Source organism: Undibacterium sp. SXout7W (assembly GCF_049339385.1).
In the GTDB taxonomy this organism is placed as follows: domain Bacteria; phylum Pseudomonadota; class Gammaproteobacteria; order Burkholderiales; family Burkholderiaceae_D; genus Undibacterium.
On sequence record NZ_JBMPPF010000014.1, the window covers coordinates 69,013 to 92,180 of the forward strand.

Genomic DNA, 23,168 nt, shown 5'->3' on the forward strand with positions numbered 1-23,168 from the left:
GTCTTATCTGAGTCATTTGAACTGAACCACTCAACCAAAGCATCTCAAGGGCGGCGCTGTTGCTATCCGGCAGATGCCGACGCGCATATCAGGAAATGACCGCACTCTCCGTTACTCATACTGCATGTACTTTGTCTGCGTTTTTGAAGGAACAATAATGACTCTCCGTTTGCCTATACCTTCCGTGTTATTGCTGAGCGGCTTACTCGCAGCAACCTGCGATGCTGATGCACAAACAAAGGTCGTACAAGAAGCCGATATCACGGCAAAAAAGCCGCAGATAGAACAGATCGTCAATGAAATTTCTGCTAGCAGAATTGATGCTTATATCCGTAAGTTAGTCAGTTTTCAAACGCGCCATACCATGTCTGACGCCACGTCCGATACCGTGGGAATTGGTGCTGCACGGCGCTGGATCAAACAGGAACTGGAACGCTGCGGTGCGGGCAAGCTTGATGTGCAATTTGACAGCCATATTGCACCAGTCGGCCGTCGCATCAGCCGCCCTACCGAGATTGTCAATGTCGTCGCCACTCTGAAAGGCCATACTGACAGCGACCGATATTATGTCGTCAGTGGTCACTATGATTCGCGGGCAACAGATGTGATGGACGCTACCTCATTGGCGCCGGGTGCCAATGATGATGCCTCCGGTACAGCCGCTGTGATGGAAATGGCATGCGTCATGGCCAGACACCGTTTTGATGCCAGCATCGTCTTCATGACTGTCGCGGCAGAAGAACAGGGGCTCTATGGCGCCACGCACTGGGCACAACAAGCGCGGGAAAAAAATCTGAATATTGCCGGCATGTTCACCAATGACATTATTGGCAGCTCCCGGTCAGAACACGGCGAGATCGACAATAAAACCGTACGCCTGTTTGCCGAAGGTGTGCCTGCGCTCAAAGAGCTGCCAGAACAGACTCGCACACTGATTGCTACGGGCGGCGAAAGTGACTCCCTCTCGCGCCAACTGGCACGCCAAGTCAAAGAAATCGGCGAGCGCTATGTTCCCGGCTTTACGGTCAGTATTGTCCATCGTCGCGACCGCTATCTGCGTGGCGGCGACCATATTCCTTTTCTGGAACGCGGCTATGCAGCGCTACGCTTCACCGAGCCCAATGAGGATTTTAATCATCAGCATCAGGATGTGCGGGTAGAAAATGGCGTACAGATGGGAGATCTGCCCGAATTCGTCGATCCGGACTACACTGCCAACGTCACGCGTATCAATGCTGCCGCGTTAGCCAGTCTGGCATTGGCACCAGCAGCACCATCCGGTGTCCGAGTGAACACGGCACAACTGGAAAACGATACCAGCATTATCTGGAACACAAACAAGGAACCTGATCTGGCAGGCTACCGTATTGTCTGGCGCGAAACTACCAGTAGCGTCTGGCAAGGCAGCATATTGACCGGAAAAGTCAATGCCTACACAGTCAAAGGGAAATCCAAGGATAATTACTTTTTCGGTGTTCAAGCCATTGATCAGGACGGCAACGTCAGCGTCGCCACCTATCCTTTACCCGGAAAGTAAAGTCAATAAGGGCACTCAAGCCAATAACACCGATATGCATTCATCACAGATGTAAGCCAATGCAGCCGACACACCATCTGAAACACCTGAAGCACCTGAGATACGTTCTACATACTATAAAGGCACATCATGATTGAGTTACACCATCTGAAACAATCACGCTCCCGTCGCATTACCTGGCTGCTCGAAGAGCTGGGACAAGAGTACACGGTCATCAGCTACGATCGCCATCCGCAGACGAATCTGGCACCACCAGAACTGAAAACCATACATCCGCTTGGCAAAGCGCCAGTCTTGCGTGACAAAGGTGTAGTACTGATTGAATCAGCGGCCATCATTGAATATCTGATCGCTGAATATGGTCAAGGAAATTTCATTCCGGCACGTGGCACAGCGGATTACTACCGTTATCTGCAGTTGATGCACTATGCTGAAGGATCAGCCATGTTACCGCTGCTGTTAAATTTATACGTCGGTCGACTGGGAGAGGCAGGTGCACCATTGCATCCACGTATCCAAAGCGAAATCGCCAATCATCTGGGCTACCTGAATAACGAACTGGAAGGACGAGACTACTTTGTTGGCAACTCCCTGACCGGCGCCGATGTGCAATTATCTTTTGTGGCACAAATCGGCATCAGAAATGCGGGGAGAGAGGCGTTCCCACATCTGACACGCTTTGTTGATATGCTACAAGCGCGCCCCGCATATCAACGGGCAGTGGCAAAAAGCGGCGAATAAATCATAGCATTCATCGCCAGTGCAACAGGAATGAGCGGACTGCCATAGGCATCAGAAAACCTACTACAGTCCGCTTCACGTTAAGGCTCCAGATATATGCTGTCTGATATGTTGATGTTGCTGATGCTTGGATATCCTCAGTGTGTTGGTTTGATGCGCGCCATGCACGCAATAGACACCAGACGCACCACTGGTATATCAGGATTTTCCTGATGTCCATGCCTGCCATGCGAGCATTGCCCAGGCAAGCAAAAATGCCAGCCCGCCTATCGGTGTAATTGCACCGAGTATGCGTATGCCTGTCAGTGCCAATGCATACAGGCTACCGCTGAAAATCAGAATCCCGATCAGCATCGCCCAACCGACACGCCTCATCCAGACGGGATCCAGACGCAACATCAGCACACCAGTCGCGATCAATCCCAGTGCATGCACCATCTGATAATGGACAGCAGTATGCCAGATTGCCAGCATGTCCACGCTCAATATCTGTTTTAATGCATGGGCGCCAAATGCCCCGGCAGCAACAGCGATCAGCATATTGAATGCGCCCAAACCAATCAAGTGACGATCTTGCATGACATGCCCTATCTTGAGAAAACACTTATTGTAGTAGATAGCAGGCGAATGAATGAGTAAGTTAAATCATTGATGGTAAACATAAAAATGGCTGACAAACGTCAGCCATTTTTATGTTTACCAGGAAGCGACAGGCACTACACTCGTTCAAGCAGCTCTGGATTTACTTTGCACCGTATTGAACTCCACCATCAAGCTGTCCTGCTTGAGTTTTGCCGCTGCCAGATAACGTTCTTTCACGTGCCCGTAACCACGGATGTCTTCCGGAACGGCAGCAATCGCCACCGCTTTCGCCAGATTATCCGCGTTCAACAACGGCAGCAGGCGGCTAATGGTTTGTTGATATTCCACCGGCAAAGCACGTTCCGTTTTGCGCTCTTCGGTACGACCAAAAATATCGAATGCCGTACCACGCAAGGATTTGAAACCAGCCAGTAAACCGAACGCTTTCATCATCCACGGTCCATACTGTTTTTTCACCAGATGACCCTGAGCATCATGTTTAGCGAAGAGCGGCGGTGCCAGATGAAAGTGGATCGCGTAATCACCTTCAAACATATCGGCGATTTTTTTCTGGAATTTGCCATCGCTGTACAAACGGGCAACTTCGTATTCATCCTTGTATGCCATCAGCTTGAACAGATATTTCGCCACCGCTTCGGTCAGGCGTAAAGCCTTACCGTCGGCGATCTTGCTTTCGGCGGCTTTCACTTGCGCGACAAAATCAGCATACTGCTGCGCATAAGCGGCGTTCTGATAATCAGTCAGGAAATTAACCCGCTGATTGATGGTGTCTTCCAGACTCGGTGCGCGTTTCAGCTCTATCACTTGCGACGGTGCGACCAACCGTTTGACGGCGGCCAGATCGTGCGCTGCCAAACGCCCCCAGTTAAACGCCTGTTTATTAAAATCAATCGACACTGCATTCAACTCAATCGCCCGCATCAGCGCTGCGCCTTCCAGCGGTACCCAGCCTTTTTGCCAGGCATAGCCAAGGATGAACATATTGGTGGCAATATTGTCGCCCATCAGTGCGGTGGCAATTGATGCCGCATCTACCATATCAACACGGCCTTCGCCGCAGGCTTTACGGATATCCTGTTCGGCAGAAGTACCGGGGAACTGCCAGTCCGGATTTTTGATGAAAGTCGAGGTTGGCGTACCGTTCGCATTGATGGCCGCGTAAGTGCGGCCTTCACCCATGCGTGATAACGCATCTTTGCCTGCTGTCACGATCAAATCGCAACCAATCACCAGATCAGCCATGCCGGTACCAACGCGGGTGGACTGTATGTCTTCTGCTTTGTCGGCCAGACGCACATGCGACATCACTGCGCCACCTTTTTGCGCAAGTCCGGTCATGTCCAGCACCGAGCAAGCCTTGCCTTGCAAATGCGCAGCCATCGCCATGATCTGGCCGATGGTGATCACACCGGTACCACCAACGCCGGTGACCAGCACGCCGAACGGCACCTTGGTATCAGGCAGCGCCGGATACGGTAAAGTATTCACATCCAGTGCATTACCCGCTTCGATTTTCATCTTCGCCGGTTTTTTCAGCTTGCCACCTTCGACCGTGACAAAACTAGGGCAGAAGCCGGTCACGCAAGAAAAATCTTTATTGCAGGACGATTGATTGATCTGGCGCTTACGACCGAATTCAGTTTCCAGCGGCTCCACCGACAAACAATTCGACTGCACCGAACAATCTCCGCAGCCTTCGCAGACCGCTTCGTTAATCACTGCACGCTTGGCCGGGTCGGGGAAACCCGGTTTGCCGTCCTTGTCGATTTTTTTGCGGCGGCGGCGTTTTTCGGAAGCGCAGGTCTGGTCGTAAATCATGGCCGACACGCCTTTGCATTCGCGCAGCTCGCGCTGTACTGCATCGAGTTCGGAACGGTGACGCACCGTGACACCAGCTGCCCACGGATAACCGGCCGGGTATTTTTCCGGCTCATCGGTGACCACAATAATCGGGTTCACACCTTCCGCAGCAATCTGGCGCGAAATCATGCCGGGATCGAGCGGGCCGTCGAATTCCTGTCCGCCGGTCATCGCGACAGCATCGTTGAACAGAATTTTGTAAGTGATATTCACATCACCAGACACGGCGGCGCGGATTGCCAGCAGGCCGGAGTGATAATAAGTACCGTCGCCCAGATTACAGAACACATGCTTTTCATTGGTGAACGGCGCTGCACCGACCCAGGTCACACCTTCGGCTCCCATGTGGGTAAAGGTTGAGGTTTCGCGATCCATCCAGGTCACCATGTAATGGCAGCCGATACCGGCCAGCGCACGGCTGCCTTGCGGTACTTTGGTGGAGGTGTTATGCGGACAGCCTGAGCAAAAATGCGGAATACGGTCTTTATTCGGATCCGGCTTACCAACATTCAACAGCGCGTTTTCTTTGGCTTCCAGATAGGCAACACGTTCTTTGACGCGCTGCTCTACAGGATGTCCGGCAAAGTACCGGGTGATGCGGGAAGCAATTGCCCGCGCAATCTGTGCCGGGCTCAGTTCATAGGTCGCAGGCAGCAGCCACTCACCGTGGCCGGAGCCATGCAGATTGCTCCATTCGCCGGAGTCATCGAACTTGCCGACCACGCGCGGACGCACGCTGTCTTCCCAGTTGTACAATTCTTCTTTCAGCGCGTATTCCAGAATCTGGCGCTTTTCTTCCACCACCAGAATTTCTTCCAATCCGGTCGCAAATTCGCGCACGCCTTCTGACTCTAACGGCCAGGTCATACCAATTTTGTACAAACGGATACCGATGTCTTTCGCTACCTGTTCGTCGATCCCGAGATCAGCCAACGCCTGACGGGTATCGAGATAGGATTTACCGGCAGTGATAATACCGATCCTGGCATGCGGGCTGTCCCAGATGATCTGGTTCAGCTTGTTGGCTCGCACATAGGCGAGTGCGGCATACCATTTGTAATTATTCATCCGGGTTTCCTGCGCCAGCACAGGGTCTGGTGTGCGGATGCTGACACCGTCCGCCGGCAGCACAAAGTCTTCCGGAATCACCGGCTTCACGCGATCCGGATCAATCTCGACCACAGCGCCGGATTCGACGATATCGGTCACACATTTCATCGATACCCACAGGCCGGTGTAGCGCGACAGCGCGATGCCGTGCAGGCCGTAATCCAGATATTCCTGTACGGTAGACGGATACAACACGGGAATGCCGCAGGCTTTCAGAATATGTTCGGACTGATGCGCGGCAGTCGATGATTTCGCCGCATGATCGTCACCTGCCACCACCAGCACGCCACCGTGCGCAGAAGTACCGGCCAGATTCGCATGTTTAAACACGTCGCCGCAACGATCCACACCCGGCCCTTTGCCGTACCACATCGCAAATACGCCATCGTATTTCGCACCGGGGAACATATTGACCTGCTGCGTGCCCCAGACCGAGGTGGCTGCCAGATCTTCATTCACGCCGGGATGAAATTTGACGTGGTGTTTTGCCAGATGTTTTTTGGCTTTGGCGGCTGTCAGATCGACATTGCCCAACGGGGAACCGCGGTAGCCGCTGATGAAACCGGCGGTGTTCAGACCCGCTTTTTCATCGGCCTGACGCTGCAGCATCATCAGGCGAATCAGTGCCTGAGTGCCGGTCATGAAGGCGCGGCCGCGCTGGAGGGTAAATTTATCGTCGAGCGTGACAGATGTGTCGATCTGCGCCTGCTGCCCGATTGTAAGGGGTGCATTCATGGTGGAGTCTCCGTGCTTTTATTGTGTGGCGATTGTGTACGCTACAAAAAAGAATCACCTTGTGAGTGAATCATATACTCTTTAGTACGGGACGCACATTACCATGCTGTATTAGCCCTTCCCCATGCACAGTGCTATAAAAAAAGACCAGTACAGTATGACTGACACCGAGTCAAAGTGTACTGGTGATGTCAAGCAATATTTACCCAGTAGCAATAAATTGTTGTTTCTTCCAGAATGCTCATATGAGCCTAATAAAATATGGCAAAATATGTAGAAATATATATAAAAAAGGGGCTGCAATGTCTTCTGCCATAGATAAGCTGATCAAAACTATCATGCTGCCATCGTCGCTCATCATGACCAGGCTCAGCTTGCGCACAAAACTATTGTGCATGTTTGCCACGCTGATACTGCCAATTTGCGTACTGGCTGTCTATGTCGTGTTCAAGGTACAGGCAGACGTTGATATCGCTAATGCAGAACTGACCGGTGTTAACGCGACCCGTCAGATCATGGATGTCATGATACAAACGCAAAAGCATCGGGGACAAGTCAACCTCAAACTGTCTGGTCAGAATGTCGATGAAGCGTTGAGCAAAACACGCAGCGCATTAAGCGCAGGCCTGGATCAACTCGATCAGTTGGTCAAGGAAACGCCGCAATTTGAACTAGCAGCAAACTGGAAACCTATGGCGGACGAGTTGCGCCAGCTGGCAAGTGGTCAGATCGCTGATTCAGCGCCTGCCAGCATTGCGCAGCATAGCCGTCTGATCGCCGACATCATGCGTTTCTCAACGCTGGTCGATGAAAAAAGTGGCCTGCTGCTCGACCCGGAAGCAGCCAGTTATCTGCTGATGGATATGTCAATACAAAAAATGCCGGTGTGGATAGAACATGTTGCTTTGTTACGTGGCCTGGGCGCCGGCTATCTCAAAAGCGGTACGCTGAATTTCGATGACAAAGCGAAACTGGTGTCGCGTCTGGATGCGCTGCAAGCGGCGATGACCGGCATTAAAGAAATGGAAGCACCGCTGAAACGTGCGGGCGAAACCATTCTGGATGAACAGAATATCGCGATGGAAAGCAGCCAGCAGTTCGCCGGTCTGGTGGCAACAAACTTACTGGGTGAGGCTGTCAGCGGTGACGCATCTGCTTACTTTGAACAAGGTACCCGCACCATAGAAAAAGCGATTCTTTTACAGACAAAACTACATGATCGCTTATCGACCATATTGCGCGAAAGAGCTGCCAGTCTGACGCTGACGCGTAACATCATCAGTATCGGCATGTTGCTGGTGACTCTGCTGACGTCCTACCTGCTGATTGGTTTTTACAAAAATTTCATGCATGCTCTGCAAGAAGTCGGGCGCTCTGCTTCCGCCGTTGCGTCTGGCGATCTGAGCCAGAAAATTCATATTGATGGCCGGGATGAGCTGGCAGACACCGGCAATACACTGGAAAAAATGAATGTCAATCTGTCGGCTTTGGTCGCCAATGTGCGCAGTAATGCCACAATGGTGTCGCAACTCGGAGAACAACTCTCCACCGGTGTCAGCGATCTTTCGATCCGCACAGAACAACAGGCATCAAGCCTCGAAGAGACATCAGCCAGCGTAGAAGACCTCGCCGATACCGTCAAAAAGAATGCTGACAGCGCCCAGGAAGTGAATGAGCTGGCGAGTAAAGTTCAGCAAATCGCTGAATCCAGCGGCAGCACCATGCAATCCGCTGTCCAGTCCATGGAAGAAATCCAGAGCAGCTCACTGAAAGTACAAGAAATTGTCGGCGTACTGGATTCTCTTTCCTTTCAGACCGATATTCTGGCGCTGAATGCAGCGGTAGAAGCCTCACGTGCTGGCGAACAGGGTCGTGGCTTTGCGGTGGTGGCCAGCGAAGTACGCCAGCTGGCGCAGCGTAGCGCAGACTCCTCGCGACAAATACGACGCCTGATCAATGAATCCGTGCACAGGGTTGAAGAAGGCGTGACGCATATCAGTGAAGTCAGTACCACGCTATCGGATATCGTATCGGGAATTCAGCATCTGGCCAGTAATATCAATTCCATTTCTACTGCGTCGGTAGAACAAAGCAATGGTCTGGCACAAATTTCGGAAGCTCTGCGCCATCTGGATCAGATCACGCAGAGCAACGGCCAGATGGCGGAACAAGCCAAACATACGTCGATTGATCTGGGAGATCGTGCCAGCGCACTGGCAAAATCCGTATCGGGCTTTACCCTGCGCCAGGGAACAGCCAATGAGGCACATGCGATGGTCAGCAAAGCGGTAGCGCTGTACAAAACGCATGGGCAACGTTCACTCGCCATGATCACTGCGGATCAGCAACATATCTTCAGTGACCGTGATATGTATGTCTTTGCCATCACGCAGCAGGGGCAGTATCTGGCATTCGGTGGGAATCCGGAAAAACTCAAGGTCAGTCTGTTTAATATCAGTGGGTTTGACGGTCGTAAGCTGGTTGCAGACGCATTCAATTTGCCAGCAACTGGCGGCTGGGTGGATTACGCCATCACCAACCCGGTATCGCAAAAAGTAGAGTTAAAAACTTCTTATATTGAGCGTGTTACTGACAATATCGCCATCGGATGTGGTGTCTACAAAATTGAAAATGGCTGAGAAATTACGCAGCTCGTCCCCGGACAATGCGAAAAATCCGTGGGATGCCCCTGAAAATAAATCAGAAGTCAGCGAGAAGTCCGGCATCCTGTGAGTACCGCGATATAATGTTGTGATGAAACTTAAATTTACCAAAATGCATGGCGCCGGAAATGATTTCGTCGTCATTGACGCGATACATCAAACGATCAACTTTACTCCTGCGCAGTGGAAGCAGATTGCTGACCGCCGCTTCGGTATCGGTGCAGATCAGATTCTGGTGGTAGAGCGTCCCCAAAGCCCAGACGTGGATTTTCGTTACCGCATTTATAACGCCGATGGTGGCGAAGTAGAACAATGCGGCAATGGCTCCCGTGCATTTGTGCGTTTTGTGATTGAAAAAGGCTTGACCAGTCAATCCGCCATTCGCGTTGAAACCATGTCCGGTGTGATTGAGCCTCGTATGGAAGCCGATGGCAGCATCACTGTCAATATGGGTGCGCCTATCCTTGATCCTGCCAAAGTCCCCTTTGATGCCACAGGTCTGACACCGGTAGCAGAAGGCAATGACCAGTTGTGGCCATTAGAGATCAATGGCAAACAGATTCTGATTTCCACGGTGTCAATGGGTAATCCGCATGCGGTGCAAATCGTGGCAGATGCAGAGGCGTTTCCTGTGCTAACGGATGGCCCTGTGATTGAGCATCATCCGCGTTTCCCAAAACGAGTCAATGCGGGTTTCATGCAAATTCTGAGCCGCCATCACATTCGTCTGCGGGTGTTTGAGCGCGGTGCTGGTGAAACACTGGCCTGCGGTACCGGTTCCTGCGCTGCCGTAGTGGCAGGAATACGGCGCGGCGTCCTGGATAGTCCAGTCAAAGTGACCACGCATGGCGGCGAACTGTCGATCGCCTGGCTGGGAGAGCAGCAGCCAGTGATGCTCAGCGGACCGGCTGTCACGGTCTTCGAAGGTGAAATTACTATTTAATCCAGAATGAATTCCAACAATATCGCTAGTTATCTGATTGATCATCCACAGTTCTTTGAAGAACACGCTGAACTGCTGTCGACGATCAAACTCACCAGCCCAGTCATGGGTCGTACGATTTCTTTGCAAGAACGGCAAATGGAAGTCGTGCGCGAAAAATATCGTCTGCTGGAATTAAAACTGTCTGATCTGTTGCGTGTCGCCGAAGAAAATCACGATATCACCAAAAAATTCCAGCGCTGGACACGTTCGCTGTTGTTGGCACGCAATGATGTCGATCTGCCGCATGTGCTGACACAAGGGCTGGAAGATATTTTCGACTTACCACACGCGACACTGCGCTTATGGAACGTGGCGCCTGACTTCTCACATACCTGGTTTGCACAGGCGGCCAGTGATGATGCACGCTTGTTTGCCAAGGGATTATCGACGCCGTTTTGCGGGCAGAATCAAGATTTCGAAGCAGCCGGCTGGATCGATGCCAGTGCGCCGGTACAGTCGCTGGCGATGTTGCCTTTACGTCTGGCACCAACGTCTGCCACATTTGGCCTGCTGGTATTAGGCTCACCCGACCCGGCACGCTATACCAAAGACATGGCCACTGATTTTCTGGTCAAGATCGCCGATACCAGCAGCGCTGCGCTCAGCTGTCTGATTGATCAGTAAATGCTGGTGGGCATTCTTCCTGAATGCGTCTGGATGCATCTGGAATGCGCCTTGAACACACTGTGATATCAGCCCATCTCAACTGACATCGGCTGCAGTCAGCCGGTGCCGACAGATACCGCCGGATACTGACCAATGCAAGCCGATGCTGAATGATTCTGGCGAAGGAAGAACGCTCATGACAACGCAAGATGCCAGCCTGGAATGCTATCTGGATGTCTTGCGTACGCAGCGGCATTTGTCGGAACACAGCCTCAACAGTTACCGGCTGGATTTACTCGAACTCATCCGCATGGCGGGGCAGCAGGAACTACGTTCACTGACACCACAGCATCTGCGGCGCTTTACCTCGCAATTGCATGCTGGCGGACTGAATCCTCGCAGTATTGCCCGCAAATTATCCAGTTGGCGTGGTTACTATCGCTGGATGATAGAAGAACACGGCCTGTCGGCGAATCCTGTCGAAGGCTTGCGCGCTCCCAAAAAAAGCAAACCCCTCCCCAAAGCACTGGGCGCTGATGACGCCGTGCGTCTGGTTGCACATCATGCCAGCAATCAGGCTGATGTGCCGACACGATGCGCCAATCGCGCTATGTTTGAACTGCTGTATTCCAGTGGATTGCGGGTATCAGAACTGGTAGGACTCGATATCGCCGATATTCAAGAGGCAGGCCATCATTCCTTGGGATGGGTTGATCTGGAACAGCACGAAGTACATGTCACCGGAAAAGGGAACAAACCCCGCATCGTCCCCGTTGGTCAGGCGGCGATGACCGCGTTACGCGATTGGTTGGCGGTGCGCGGCAGCTTACTGAAAGCAGACCCGCATCCATTATTCCTGACCGGACGTGGCACCCGCATGTCAGTACGGCTGGTACAACTACGCATCAAGGCACATGCGCAGGCGCTCGATATTCCGGCCAATGTGCATCCCCACATGCTGCGCCACTCGTTTGCCTCGCATATCCTGCAATCCTCAGGCGATTTGCGCGCCGTGCAGGAAATGCTGGGACACAGTTCGATTTCTGCCACTCAGGTTTATACGTCGCTAGATTTTCAGCATCTGGCGGCAGTCTATGATAAAACCCATCCACGCGCCAAAAAATAGCATACTCCCCCGGTATTTCTATTTAATCAGCCGCTACACCATATAAACAAAGGCGTTCAAAATATACTCCCTTCAGTATAAATAAGCGTCATTTCTTCTGCATACGCCACGCTTACCGCCAGCTCCAATCCACGTCCTGTCACACACCCACCTGACCTGTTCAGCAATGCGGCCCGATCACATAATTCAACAACCGTTTTCACGTCACTTAGCCGTCATAAAGCACTGTTACATTACGTTACCTTTAACAAGCTGGACAGATGACAATGAAACGTACTTCTTTCTCTTTTGCCGCCATCAGCATCGCCGTCGGACTGCTGGTTGCCGGATGCAGTAGCAGCACTCCTGCCACAGATACCACAGCCGCCGCACCTAAAAACGTGATCTTCTTTTTGGGCGATGGCATGGGCATGACAACGCTGACCGCAGCGCGTATCTATTCTGTCGGCGAAGATGGCGAGCTGACCATTGATACCTTGCCAGAAACAGCGTTTGTCAAAACGTTCTCCAATGACGCACAAGTCACTGACAGCGCACCATCCATGTCGGCTTACATGACCGGCGTCAAGATGAACAATGAAGTCATTTCCATGACACCGGATACCAAGGCGATTGATCCTGGTACCGATGCCAACGGCAACAAGCTGCTCAATAACTGCGGCACCAGCAACGGCGCATCCACACCGACATTGCTGGAACTGGCGAAGGCACAAGGTTTGTCCACAGGCGTTGTCACAACCACCCGTGTGACTCACGCCACGCCAGCCGCCACGTATTCTCATATCTGCCACCGCGATCTTGAAAACGATATCGCTGCTGCAGCGGTTCCGGGTGGTACAGGTTACAACGGTGCATTAGGCACGAATGGTCTGGACGTCTTGCTGGGTGGCGGACAACAGTTTTTCATCCCATTCAAAGACGGCGGCAAACGCGCTGATGGTCGTAATCTGATCACAGAAATGAAGGCAAAAAATTACGCCTACGCCAGCAACAGCACAGAATTCAATGCGATCGACGGCACAAAAACAGACCGCCTGCTCGGCTTGTTCACCTCCAGCCACATGAGCTACGATCTGGATCGCGATCCAGCAAAAGAACCTAGTCTGGCAGACATGACGACCAAAGCGATGGATGTCTTGTCGAAAAACAGCAAAGGTTATTTCCTGATGGTCGAAGGCGGTCGTATCGATCACGCCTTGCACGAAACAACGGCTAAAAAAGCGCTGCAAGATACCGTCGCTTTTGATAACGCCATCAAAGCTGCCATCACCAAAGCAAAAATCAGCGATCCTGATCTGAAAAACACCCTGATCGTTGTCACAGCCGACCATGACCACACACTGGTACTGAACGGTTACGCCAAACGTACAGGCAAAACGGCTGCTGGCAATCCAGGTGTTCTGGGCGTCGTGAAAAACTATGTGACCGGTACAGTAGAAAAAGATCTGGACGGTGCACCGTATTCCATTATCGGTTTTGGTAACGGTGAAAACCGCACACAAGGTAATCGCAGTAGCATGGCCAGTCTGGATGAAACAACGACCAGCGCCAATACCTATCATCAGGAAGCAGTGGTACGTGTTGCAGCAGGCAGCGAAACACACGGTGGTACAGACGTGTTCCTGGGCGCTATCGGAAAAGGTTCTGAAACCTTCTTGGGCACCATCGATAACACCAAAGTATTCAGCCTTGTTAAAGCCTCTGCTGGCCTGTGATTATTCAACCCTGTTGAGAACGGAAATATAATGAAACGCACTTTACTGGCCAGCATATTGGCACTCACATTCACCTCCGCAGCACACGCTGCTGGCGAAGCAAAAAATATTATTTTCTTCCTGGGCGATGGTATGGGTCCTTCCACCATCACAGCATCACGTATTTATATGTACGGCGAAGATGGCAGCCTGAATATGGATAAACTCGAACGCACAGCGCGTATCAAGACCTATTCCAACGATGCACAAACCACGGACAGCGCCCCGTCCATGGCAGCCTACATGACCGGCGTGAAGATGAATAATGAAGTCATCTCCATGTCTTCTGACACCGTTGCCACCAACCCTGGCAAAGATGCCAACGGCAATCTGGGCATCAATAATTGCGCCGCCAATAACGGCAGCATCGTTCCTACCATTCTGGAACTCGCCAAAGCCAAAGGTAAAGCAGTCGGCTCGATCACCACGACAGAACTGACACACGCCACACCAGCAGCGACGTTCTCTCACATCTGCAACCGCAATGCGCAATACGCAATTGCCGCTCAGGTAGTTCCGGGCGGCGCCAGCTACAATGCCGCGTTGCTCGATGGCGTTGATGTGTTGATGGGCGGTGGCCGTAATCATTTCCTGCCTTACGATGCCAGCAGCAGCAATGGCAAACTGGGTCGTGCAGATGGTCGCAATCTGCTGACAGAATTAGCCGCCAAAGGCTACACCGTTGCTTCCACAAAAACAGAAATGGCAGCAGCACCGACGAACAAAAAATTCATCGGTTTGTATAGCAGCAAGAGCCATCTGGAATATGAACTGGACCGCACAGCAACTCCACCGCTGGGTGAAGGCGCGACACAGCCAAGTCTGTCGGAAATGACAACCAAAGCGATGGATATTCTGTCTCAAAACAGCAATGGCTATTTCCTGATGGTCGAAGGCGGTCGTATCGATCACGCTTTGCACGGCACGAATGCCAAGCGCGCACTGACAGACACGATTGCGTTTGACAATGCCGTCAAAGCAGCGCTCGACAAAGCTAAAATCACTGACCCTACATTGGCCAACACATTGATCGTTGTGACCGCCGATCATGATCATACGCTGGCATTCAACGGCTACGGCAAACGCGGCAATCCTATCCTGGATATCAACCGCGATTACAAAACCGGTCTGCCATCCAAAGACGCTGACGGCAATACCTACACCACACTGGTGTTCGGTAACGGCCCAAATCGTCCTGATCTGAGAACCAATCTCGACAGCGCCACCGTTCTGGCTGACAATTATCTGCAAGAAACCGGTGTTCGTCTCGCCAGCGAAACGCATGGCGGCGGCGATGTTAAATTGTTCGCGACTGGCGCTGGGGCAAAAACCTTCAAAGGCACGCTCGATAATACGAAAGTCTTTAGTCTGTTGAAATCTGCATTTGGATTCTGATTCGGATTCTGAAAGCATGACTTGCCCGTCAGCATCCGCTCATAGCGGCGCTGACGGGCAAATTACTTGTCGGGTCATTTCGTTATAAACAAGCTTGCGGTCCACATCGCCAACGTTGTCACCGACATCTTCTGCGTCACCTGTATCACTGACATCTGTCCCCATTCACGTCGGAACAGAGACCACAAATACCGGCACTGACCTATCCGCTACTATTCTTTTCTCTGAAAAATTCTATGAAAATTTTACCGTTTCTGGCTGCCCTACTCTGTGCTTCCAGCGCGTTTGCAGCAACCCCTGCGGCCGTTACCAATAATGCGCCCGACCTTGACCTGAACATTCACTATTACAGCAAAGTGCTGACGCCAGAAGGCGTGACGCGCGAAGCCAGTTATGATGAAACCATGCTGCGTCGCCCGGGGCACGTATGGACCGCACGCACGTTGCCTAAAAATGCGCAGGACGCACACGACGATCACGGCAAGGATAAAAAGAAAAACAATACGACGGCGAAAGAAAGCAAACACAAGCATTTCAACCACGTCGTGATACCGCGCCATATCGCCATGGAAAATAATCAACTGCGCATAGAATTTATCAATGCGGCAGACAAAGAAGTCATTGCAATTCCACCATCCGAATATGAGAACGTGAATTTCGATGGTTCCTGGGACAATGCCTATTTTCTGGTGGACCCACAAATCATCAAAGTCATGACGGTTTCTGCAAAAAGCTCACCAGTCCCCGGTGCTCGCTGGAGAGAGCGGGAAAAGAATGGTGTCTTCCAACGGGTGTTGTGGGATGAGCAAAAACAGATTCCACTGATCATAGAAAGCGGCAACAAGGAAGCCACTTTTTATCGCCGCGTGGATATCAAGCCACAAACCACCACCGTGCGCGATCTTCCATGGGCAAATACCAAGGGCTTCGCCAGAAAAGAATACGCTGATTTTCTGGATTAAGCCTGATAGTGCCAGTACTGGTACCAGTACCAGTTAATGATATCGGCTCCATCAAGCCGACTCCATTGATGCGACGAGGATCGTTGAGTATCTGTGATGATCTGTCATCAGCAGCAATGCGCTGCTATCATCTTTGCCGCTACCACACCCTTGACCGGAAACTTTCGTCACTGATGCGTTTCCGGTAGCGTCTGCCTGATGGTACCGGATTGGGGCAAATCAGAACGCTCACCTGCTTTTCATAGATAATGTCGGCTTACGCAGTCAATGACATCATCATGCAACCAACCAACACCACCCCGCTTCCTGATGCCTACCTTGCCAGCAGCATGCTGCGACAGGCGGGTGTCCGTACGACAGAAGCGCGACAGCGGGCGCTGCTGACACTACTGACGAACCGGCATGCGATGTCCCATCTGGAAATTCAGGATGCGCTTCCGGATATGGACAGGGTGACGTTGTACCGGGCGCTTGATTGCCTGACTGAAGCAGGACTGGCGCATAAAATTTCTGGTGATGATCGCGTGTTTCGCTACAGCACCGGTAGTGAACGCCCGGACAACATGGCGTCGGACAAGGCAACCCAGCATCAGCATGGGCATTTCAGATGCACCCGCTGCAATCGCGTATTCTGTCTGGACGACGTACCCAACGCGACGTCTCTTCGTGATCAGTTGCGTACCACGCTCGATGCCACGCTGGGACGAGGCTTTCAGAGCCACGATATTGAGTTGACGATCAAGGGTTGGTGCGCTGACTGCGCACAATAATTTACTGAGGACATTCTATGGCACTTATTCCTACCACGATCCTGACCGGCTTTCTTGGCGCTGGCAAAACCACCCTGCTCAACCGGATATTGCAAGAAGATCACGGCCATAAAATTGCTGTGATTGAAAACGAATTCGGACAGGAAAATATCGACAATGAAATCCTGGTTCAGGATAGCAACGAACAAATCGTTGAGATGAACAACGGCTGCATCTGCTGCACAGTGCGCGGTGATCTGATCGTCGCCCTGAGCAAACTGATACAACAAAAAAATGAAGGCAAACTGCATTTCGATCGTGTGATTATCGAAACCACAGGTCTGGCGAATCCTGGCCCGGTCGCGCAGACATTTTTTGTCGATGAAGAAGTCGGCACGTATTACATGCTGGATGCCGTTGTCACGGTCGTCGATGCACGCCACGCCATGCAACAACTCGATGAGCATGAAGAAGCGCAACGTCAGGTTGGTTTCGCCGACAAAATCCTGTTATCCAAAACCGATCTGGCAGACCCTGCGCAGATCGATGTGCTGCGCAGTCGCCTGACGCGTATGAATCCACGCGCGCCTATCGTTAACGTTGATTTTGGCAATGTTGCCATCAATGAAGTGCTGGATATCAAGGGCTTCAACCTGAACGCCAAGCTGGATCTGGATCCAGATTTTCTGCGCGCAGAAGAACAACATGACCATGATCACGGCCACGATCACGAACATTGCGACGAACATTGCACACATGAAGAGCATCATGCACACGGTCATGAGCACAATCATCATCACGCACATCATTCGGATGACATCGCCGCCTTTGTGTTCAAAAGTACACGGCCATTCAATACCGGACAACTGGATGAATTTCTCGGCGGACTGGTACAGGTATTTGGCCCACGGATGCTACGTTACAAGGGTGTACTGCTGATGCAGGGTGCTGACCGCAAGGTGATATTTCAGGGCGTACACCAGATTATGGGCACAGACATCGGCGCCAAATGGGGGGACGATGAATTACGTGAAAGCAAGATGGTATTTATTGGCAAAAATTTACCAAAACAGATATTTATTGAAGGTTTGGAGCAATGTTTGGTATAAACTAGCGGGCTACTGAAAGCAGGCATTTCCTGTCGGGCAAGTGATATTCATGCAAATGTCATTTACTTTGTCAGTAAGGGGAGGATAATCGTCTGCGGCAACCCTGCCCCAGATTTGTTCTATGTATTAACCCGTCGTATCGAAAGTAAGCGAAGTGGCAACTAAATCACCTAAATCGACTGCTACAGTCAGCGCACCCGAAACTCTGCTCACTGAGGAAGAAATCCTCAAGATGGGCGAGCAGGACTACATGAACGCTGCACAACTGGCATTTTTCAAGGCCCGTTTGCAGCAGCTTGAAAAAGATTTACTGAAGAATGCCGACGAAACCACCGAGCATCTTCGTGAAACTGTCCTGGTACCAGACCCGGCAGATCGCGCGACCATCGAGGAAGAACATGCACTCGAACTGCGTACACGTGATCGTGAACGCAAGCTGCTGAAAAAAGTACAACAAGCCATCGCCAGTATTGATGAAGGCGATTATGGCTGGTGCGAAGAAACCGGTGAACCTATCGGCGTACCACGTCTGTTGGCTCGTCCTACAGCGACGCTGTCTCTGGAAGCGCAGCAAAGACGTGAAATGAAACAAAAACTGTACGGCGATTAATCACCTGCAATTGTTTCGGATAAAAAAGCGTGCATGGAGTTGCACGCTTTTTTTACCACCCTAAGTGCAACTCAGTTGCACTTAAAAGGAATCGATCATTGATTGCTGAATCTGCTTCGGATGACAAAAGAGATCAGCTGTTCAGCATACTTGTCGGTTTTTTGCCACAATAAATGTTTTCACCGTAGATAAGCAAAAAATACACTTTGTACTTGCCATGACTCAGTCCTCTCGTCTCACACGCAAACAGTACTGGATACTGTGCGTATTGCTACCGGCATTATTGCTGGCGCAATGGGCCGGGCTGTCACATCGCCTGTCGCATGCTGGCTGGGCCGACGGCAAGTTGCAAAGCAGACTGGTGCTGCAGCAGGCAAATGTTGTATGGCAATTTTTTTCTGCTGATAACGAAGAAAAAAGCCTGCATTCTTGCGCGCTGGTGGATGCCGCGACCAACGCCGATTATCTGCATGCAGTTCCGGCACCAGAGCCCGGTATCAGCCGCCAGCCTGTCATGCTGTCCGATAGCCACTACGCTACCTGGCTGGCATCTGTCCGCGTCCCCTTCTCTTCCCGCGCCCCGCCTGTTTTTTCCTGAGTACCTGACTCTTCACGACGCCATACCGTCTTCACTGACTGTTGTCGTTCATTGATTGCTCACTGACTTGCTCATTGATCGCTCATTGATTGCTGATCACTAACGATCGCTATCAGTACTGTATGCGCGTGTGAAGGGAGACGCCACAGACTCGGCTTCAAACGAGTCTGCTGATTTTATGATCTGGAACGGATGATCCTCCATACGCTCAATAGAGGCGACGATCTCCGTTTTTCTGCACCACAGGAAATAACATGCAACTCCGACGCACACTGGCTGCCAGCGCAGTCTTTTCCGCTTTCGCACAACTCAGCCACCCGGCAATCGCGCAAAGCGCTCCTATCAATACCGTCACTGTTTCTGCCAATCCGCTTAGTAACGATGAAAATATGCAGGTGCTGACGCCAGCCAAGATACTCGCGGGCCCGGAATTACGTGCCAAAGTCAGCACTTCTCTCGGCGATACGCTGGGAGGGGAACTGGGCGTATCCGCTTCTGGTTTTGGTGCCGGCGCATCCCGCCCTATCATTCGCGGATTAGAAGGACCTCGTGTCAAAATCCTGCAAAACGGCATGGGTGTGGCGGACGTCTCCAGCCTCTCGAATGACCATGCAGTCGCCACGGAAAGCGCCACCGCACAACAAATTGAAGTGTTACGCGGCCCGGCGGCATTACTGTATGGCAGCGGGGCAATCGGCGGACTCATCAATGTGGTTGATAACCGCATCCCAACCCGTCTGGTACCTCAAGTCACTGGCGAAGCTGAACTGCGTATCGGTAGTGTCAACCAGGAAAAGAGTCTGTCATTCTCGGTAGATAGCAGCAGCGCCGATATCGGCCTGCATGTCGATGGAAATTCACGCGACACCGGCAATTACAATATTCCCGGTGCCATCTCACAAGGCGATACCAGCATCGTGAGTAAACGCTTACCTTCCAGTTTTACCAGAGAATCCAGCCTCGCCGCAGGTGCTTCACTGATTCGCTCCTGGGGACATCTGGGGGCGGCGATTCAGACGATGGATGATCATTATGGCATCCCCACGGCAGAACGTTCATTCATCGATCTGACGCAACACCGGCTCGATATTGATGCACTGGTCCATCAGGCAATCCCCGGTTTTGACAGCCTGAAAGTCAAACTCAGCGGCACAGACTATCAGCACACGGAAAAATCCGAAGCAGGTACGCCAATCACGCAGTTTAAAAACCGTATGCTGGAAAGTCGCATAGAGTTGGCGCATCCGGCATGGGCAGGCTGGCAAGGCAGCTGGGGGTTGCAAACGGAGCATGTGCAGTTTTCCGCATTATCCGCCACTACCGGACGTGCAGATACTGTGCCGACCACACAATCTCAGTCCGTCGCCGCCTTTATCGTAGAGCAACGCCAGTTTGGTGATGTTCTTGCCAGCGTTGGTGCCAGATACGACAATGTTCGCCGCACACCTGAGGCATCCACGCTATTGCCCAGCCGGGAATTTCACTTATTTTCCAGCTCGCTTGGTGGATTGTGGCAATGGACGCCCGGTTATGCCGCAGGCCTGAGTGTCTCACTCGCTCAGCGCGCACCAGCGATAGAAGAATTGTATTCTGCTGGTCCGCACGAATCGACTGCCACGTTCGATATCGGCAATAACCAGATGCAAAAAGAAATCTCTCGCAATCTGGAATTGAGCCTGCAAAAAAATACCGGAATCGTCAGATGGAAAATCAATGCCTTCCTGAATAAAATCAGCCACTACGTCTATGGCCACACAAACGGCGTCAAGGTAGATGCAGACGGCAACCCTGACGCTACCGCGGAATTCACCTTGCGCAACTGGTCACAGGCGGCTGCCACCATTCGCGGTGGCGAAGCAGAAATCAGCTATAACTTGCTAGGTCAGGGCTGGTCGGTTCGTGGCTATGCCGATACCTCGCGCGGCACGCTGGACGATGCTGGCAGCCTGCCACTACAACCAGCAAGTCGTATCGGCATGGATGTGGCGTACCGACATGCAGGATGGCGCGGCAGTCTTGCTGTTCTGCATGCACAACAGCAAGACCGATTAGCGAGCTTTGAAAGTTTTATCACACCAGCCTATACCAAAGTGGATCTTGGCCTGACGTATACGCATCCCTATCAGGGCGCACAATTAAGCTGGTTCCTGATGCTCAAGAATGCGTTGAATCAGGATATCCGTCTGTCCACATCCCTGCTCAGAGAAACAGTACCGCAACCAGGACGTAACCTGATTGCAGGCGTGCGCGCCACTTTCTGATAAAGGGTGCCAAGGGTGTCAATAGAGTGTAAGCAGATGTAATGTTATTTACTTTTCCGTCATCTATTTTTGGCTGCTGAAATTCTACGCAATGCGTACTTCACATCGGTTGAATGAAAGATGACGGAAATTAAGCGATTCTCCAGAGCAACATACCATGTGTATTCCTGTAAATTCTTGAAAAACTGTTCGTACATTGGTCTGGGGATGAACTATTCCCCCCCAAACCAGCATATACTTATGAGTACAAAGTAATCTGACTATACGGTCAGTTAGCAATTTTTTTTTGGGAACAACGTGGGGATTTTTTCTCTTTTCGGTAAAAAACGCGGAAGAAAAGAAGATCGCGCCGCCGAGAAATCTTCTTCTCATCAATCTCGCTCAAAAAGTGGGAACACGGTCATCACTGGCTTTCAGGATAGTGAGCTTTTCAGCAACTCCATGATTGCTCAGCGCCATGTTGCCCGCGCTACCGAGCGCAAAATTGACGCGATCGAATTTGAAATGTCACGCGACATTGTCAAAACGCGCCCGCCTGTCGTCACCAAACTCGATATTTCTGAACCAACGCAACCGATGGACAACAAATATCACGGCATGGATTTTCAATCCACATTGCCGATGATGTTGCCCACAGATTACCTGCTCGGCCAGCATTCCGAGCTGTCTGCATCTGCCATCGCCCAGAGCGAGTCAGTACCCTTACTGGAAGAAGCGGCAATTTTGTTTGCCAGCGGCCAGAATCAGGTGGCGGAGCAAATGCTGATTTCGGTAGTGAAGCATCCGCAACACGGCATAGGAACAGAAATCGCTTGGCAAATGCTGTTTGATCTATACAGAATCACTCACGATCAGTACAAATTCGAAAGTCTTTCTCTCGACTACGCCAATAAATTCGAAACCTCACCACCACTATGGCCTGAAAATATGCCTGCGATGGAGCAGGACACACCGCAAGATCAGTCCTCAGTGAATGTGACGTTCCCCTCGAAGTTTGATGCTGGCATCGTCAAGAATTTAGAAAAATTACAACAATCCAGTCTTAAAAGCCATTCTGTACGCCTGGATTTCACCCGCGTCAAAGAAGTCGATCCGGTAGGTTGCGGCTTATTGTTACGGGCCATCAAGAATCTGAAAAAATCCGGTCATGACCTGATGCTGGTCCATGCTCAGGAGTTTGCAGATAAAATTCGCGGGATCTTGCAGGTAGGTCGTCGGGATGAAACCGAAGCCCCCTGGCTGTTGCTGCTCGAAATTTTGCAATTACTGCATTTTCAAAAAGCCTTTGAAGAAGCCAGTATGGATTACTGTGTGACTTTTGAAGTATCGCCACCCGCGTTTGAAGCGCCGCGCAATAATGTCACCAGCTCCTTCCCTGAGATTACCCTGCCAGAAGAAATGAGCGACAAATTCCCGATGCCCGTGACGGTAGAAGGAAAAATGGATATCCTGCTCAAGAATATTGCGGATCAGGCTGCCAATTACAATCCTTTAGTGCTTGATTGCTCGCGTCTGGATCGCGTGGAATTCAGTGCCTCTGCCGATTTACTCAGCGGACTGGCACCGATTGCGGCAAAAAAAGGCATGAGCATACGCTTTGAAGAAGTCAATTATCTGGTCATGATGCTATTTCATGCCATGGGCCTGAAAAATATCGCCACCATCAGCACACGCAAACACTAAATCTGCTTGTAATTCCGCTTGTAATTCGCTGAAATTACCCCATTTCCGAGAGTATCGGATTATCCCCTTACCATTCGCCCC

The 23,168-nt window shown here is 51.4% G+C and carries 17 protein-coding genes; 15 read left to right on the forward strand and 2 right to left on the reverse strand.

From position 1 onward, the window contains the following. Window positions 1-157: 157 nt before the first annotated feature. Together ACO0LB_RS13825 and ACO0LB_RS13830 are read left to right on the forward strand one after the other, a co-directional pair. The gene (locus ACO0LB_RS13825; RefSeq protein WP_423049982.1) at window positions 158-1,537 is read left to right on the forward strand and encodes a M28 family peptidase; all 1,380 of its coding nucleotides are present in this window, start codon (window positions 158-160) and stop codon (window positions 1,535-1,537) included. A 129-nt stretch (window positions 1,538-1,666) separates the two neighbouring features. Further along, window positions 1,667-2,278: a glutathione S-transferase family protein gene (locus ACO0LB_RS13830; RefSeq protein WP_423049984.1), complete on the forward strand. Its 612-nt coding sequence runs from the start codon at window positions 1,667-1,669 to the stop codon at window positions 2,276-2,278. 198 nt (window positions 2,279-2,476) lie between these two features. Here the strand turns inward: ACO0LB_RS13830 and ACO0LB_RS13835 are convergent, their stop codons facing one another. Then, on the reverse strand, window positions 2,477-2,857 hold the full coding sequence (locus ACO0LB_RS13835; protein ID WP_423049986.1) for a DUF423 domain-containing protein: 381 nt from the start codon (window positions 2,855-2,857) through the stop codon (window positions 2,477-2,479). A 147-nt stretch (window positions 2,858-3,004) separates the two neighbouring features. Beyond that, window positions 3,005-6,586, reverse strand: a complete 3,582-nt coding sequence (locus ACO0LB_RS13840) for an indolepyruvate ferredoxin oxidoreductase family protein (RefSeq protein ID WP_423049988.1) — start codon at window positions 6,584-6,586, stop codon at window positions 3,005-3,007. A 302-nt stretch (window positions 6,587-6,888) separates the two neighbouring features. Here ACO0LB_RS13840 and ACO0LB_RS13845 point away from each other — a divergent pair, with 302 nt between their 5' ends. From ACO0LB_RS13845 to ACO0LB_RS13905, 13 genes are all read left to right on the forward strand, one after another. Next, window positions 6,889-9,225: a methyl-accepting chemotaxis protein gene (locus ACO0LB_RS13845; RefSeq protein WP_423049990.1), complete on the forward strand. Its 2,337-nt coding sequence runs from the start codon at window positions 6,889-6,891 to the stop codon at window positions 9,223-9,225. A gap of 115 nt (window positions 9,226-9,340) precedes the next feature. Further along, entirely contained in the window at window positions 9,341-10,192 is an 852-nt protein-coding gene (gene dapF / locus ACO0LB_RS13850) for a diaminopimelate epimerase (RefSeq protein WP_423049992.1), read from the forward strand. 6 nt (window positions 10,193-10,198) lie between these two features. Beyond that, a complete protein-coding gene (locus tag ACO0LB_RS13855) occupies window positions 10,199-10,858 on the forward strand; it encodes a DUF484 family protein (RefSeq protein WP_423049994.1) in 660 nt (219 codons plus the stop codon). A 178-nt stretch (window positions 10,859-11,036) separates the two neighbouring features. Next, window positions 11,037-11,966: a tyrosine recombinase XerC gene (locus ACO0LB_RS13860; protein ID WP_423049996.1), complete on the forward strand. Its 930-nt coding sequence runs from the start codon at window positions 11,037-11,039 to the stop codon at window positions 11,964-11,966. Between the two features lie 266 nt (window positions 11,967-12,232). After that, entirely contained in the window at window positions 12,233-13,681 is a 1,449-nt protein-coding gene (locus ACO0LB_RS13865; protein ID WP_423049999.1) for an alkaline phosphatase, read from the forward strand. Window positions 13,682-13,711: 30 nt separating this feature from the next. Then, window positions 13,712-15,115: an alkaline phosphatase gene (locus ACO0LB_RS13870; protein ID WP_423050001.1), complete on the forward strand. Its 1,404-nt coding sequence runs from the start codon at window positions 13,712-13,714 to the stop codon at window positions 15,113-15,115. Between the two features lie 236 nt (window positions 15,116-15,351). Then, a complete protein-coding gene (locus tag ACO0LB_RS13875; protein ID WP_423050003.1) occupies window positions 15,352-16,077 on the forward strand; it encodes a hypothetical protein in 726 nt (241 codons plus the stop codon). 278 nt (window positions 16,078-16,355) lie between these two features. Further along, entirely contained in the window at window positions 16,356-16,847 is a 492-nt protein-coding gene (locus tag ACO0LB_RS13880) for a Fur family transcriptional regulator (RefSeq protein ID WP_423050004.1), read from the forward strand. Between the two features lie 17 nt (window positions 16,848-16,864). Next, window positions 16,865-17,935 (forward strand): CobW family GTP-binding protein, encoded by a 1,071-nt coding sequence (locus tag ACO0LB_RS13885; protein WP_423050006.1) that lies wholly within the window; start codon window positions 16,865-16,867, stop codon window positions 17,933-17,935. A gap of 205 nt (window positions 17,936-18,140) precedes the next feature. Beyond that, window positions 18,141-18,545, forward strand: a complete 405-nt coding sequence (gene dksA, locus ACO0LB_RS13890) for an RNA polymerase-binding protein DksA (protein WP_423050116.1) — start codon at window positions 18,141-18,143, stop codon at window positions 18,543-18,545. Window positions 18,546-18,762: 217 nt separating this feature from the next. Continuing rightward, a complete protein-coding gene (locus ACO0LB_RS13895; protein ID WP_423050008.1) occupies window positions 18,763-19,143 on the forward strand; it encodes a hypothetical protein in 381 nt (126 codons plus the stop codon). A 254-nt stretch (window positions 19,144-19,397) separates the two neighbouring features. Then, window positions 19,398-21,404 carry a TonB-dependent receptor gene (locus ACO0LB_RS13900; protein WP_423050010.1) on the forward strand — a complete coding sequence of 669 codons (2,007 nt, stop codon included), beginning with the start codon at window positions 19,398-19,400 and terminating at the stop codon, window positions 21,402-21,404. 441 nt (window positions 21,405-21,845) lie between these two features. Further along, complete coding sequence (locus tag ACO0LB_RS13905) at window positions 21,846-23,087, forward strand: hypothetical protein (RefSeq protein WP_423050012.1); 1,242 nt, start codon at window positions 21,846-21,848, stop codon at window positions 23,085-23,087. Window positions 23,088-23,168: the final 81 nt, after the last annotated feature.

Bases quoted from the DNA above. Each gene is read 5' to 3' on its own strand.
- ACO0LB_RS13825 (WP_423049982.1), top strand. From the start codon at position 158: ATGACTCTCCGTTTGCCTATACCTTCCGTGTTATTGCTGAGCGGCTTA.
- ACO0LB_RS13830 (WP_423049984.1), top strand. From the start codon at position 1,667: ATGATTGAGTTACACCATCTGAAACAATCACGCTCCCGTCGCATTACC.
- ACO0LB_RS13835 (WP_423049986.1), bottom strand. From the start codon at position 2,857: ATGCAAGATCGTCACTTGATTGGTTTGGGCGCATTCAATATGCTGATC.
- ACO0LB_RS13840 (WP_423049988.1), bottom strand. From the start codon at position 6,586: ATGAATGCACCCCTTACAATCGGGCAGCAGGCGCAGATCGACACATCT.
- ACO0LB_RS13845 (WP_423049990.1), top strand. From the start codon at position 6,889: ATGTCTTCTGCCATAGATAAGCTGATCAAAACTATCATGCTGCCATCG.
- dapF (WP_423049992.1), top strand. From the start codon at position 9,341: ATGAAACTTAAATTTACCAAAATGCATGGCGCCGGAAATGATTTCGTC.
- ACO0LB_RS13855 (WP_423049994.1), top strand. From the start codon at position 10,199: ATGAATTCCAACAATATCGCTAGTTATCTGATTGATCATCCACAGTTC.
- ACO0LB_RS13860 (WP_423049996.1), top strand. From the start codon at position 11,037: ATGACAACGCAAGATGCCAGCCTGGAATGCTATCTGGATGTCTTGCGT.
- ACO0LB_RS13865 (WP_423049999.1), top strand. From the start codon at position 12,233: ATGAAACGTACTTCTTTCTCTTTTGCCGCCATCAGCATCGCCGTCGGA.
- ACO0LB_RS13870 (WP_423050001.1), top strand. From the start codon at position 13,712: ATGAAACGCACTTTACTGGCCAGCATATTGGCACTCACATTCACCTCC.
- ACO0LB_RS13875 (WP_423050003.1), top strand. From the start codon at position 15,352: ATGAAAATTTTACCGTTTCTGGCTGCCCTACTCTGTGCTTCCAGCGCG.
- ACO0LB_RS13880 (WP_423050004.1), top strand. From the start codon at position 16,356: ATGCAACCAACCAACACCACCCCGCTTCCTGATGCCTACCTTGCCAGC.
- ACO0LB_RS13885 (WP_423050006.1), top strand. From the start codon at position 16,865: ATGGCACTTATTCCTACCACGATCCTGACCGGCTTTCTTGGCGCTGGC.
- ACO0LB_RS13895 (WP_423050008.1), top strand. From the start codon at position 18,763: ATGACTCAGTCCTCTCGTCTCACACGCAAACAGTACTGGATACTGTGC.
- ACO0LB_RS13900 (WP_423050010.1), top strand. From the start codon at position 19,398: ATGCAACTCCGACGCACACTGGCTGCCAGCGCAGTCTTTTCCGCTTTC.
- ACO0LB_RS13905 (WP_423050012.1), top strand. From the start codon at position 21,846: ATGATTGCTCAGCGCCATGTTGCCCGCGCTACCGAGCGCAAAATTGAC.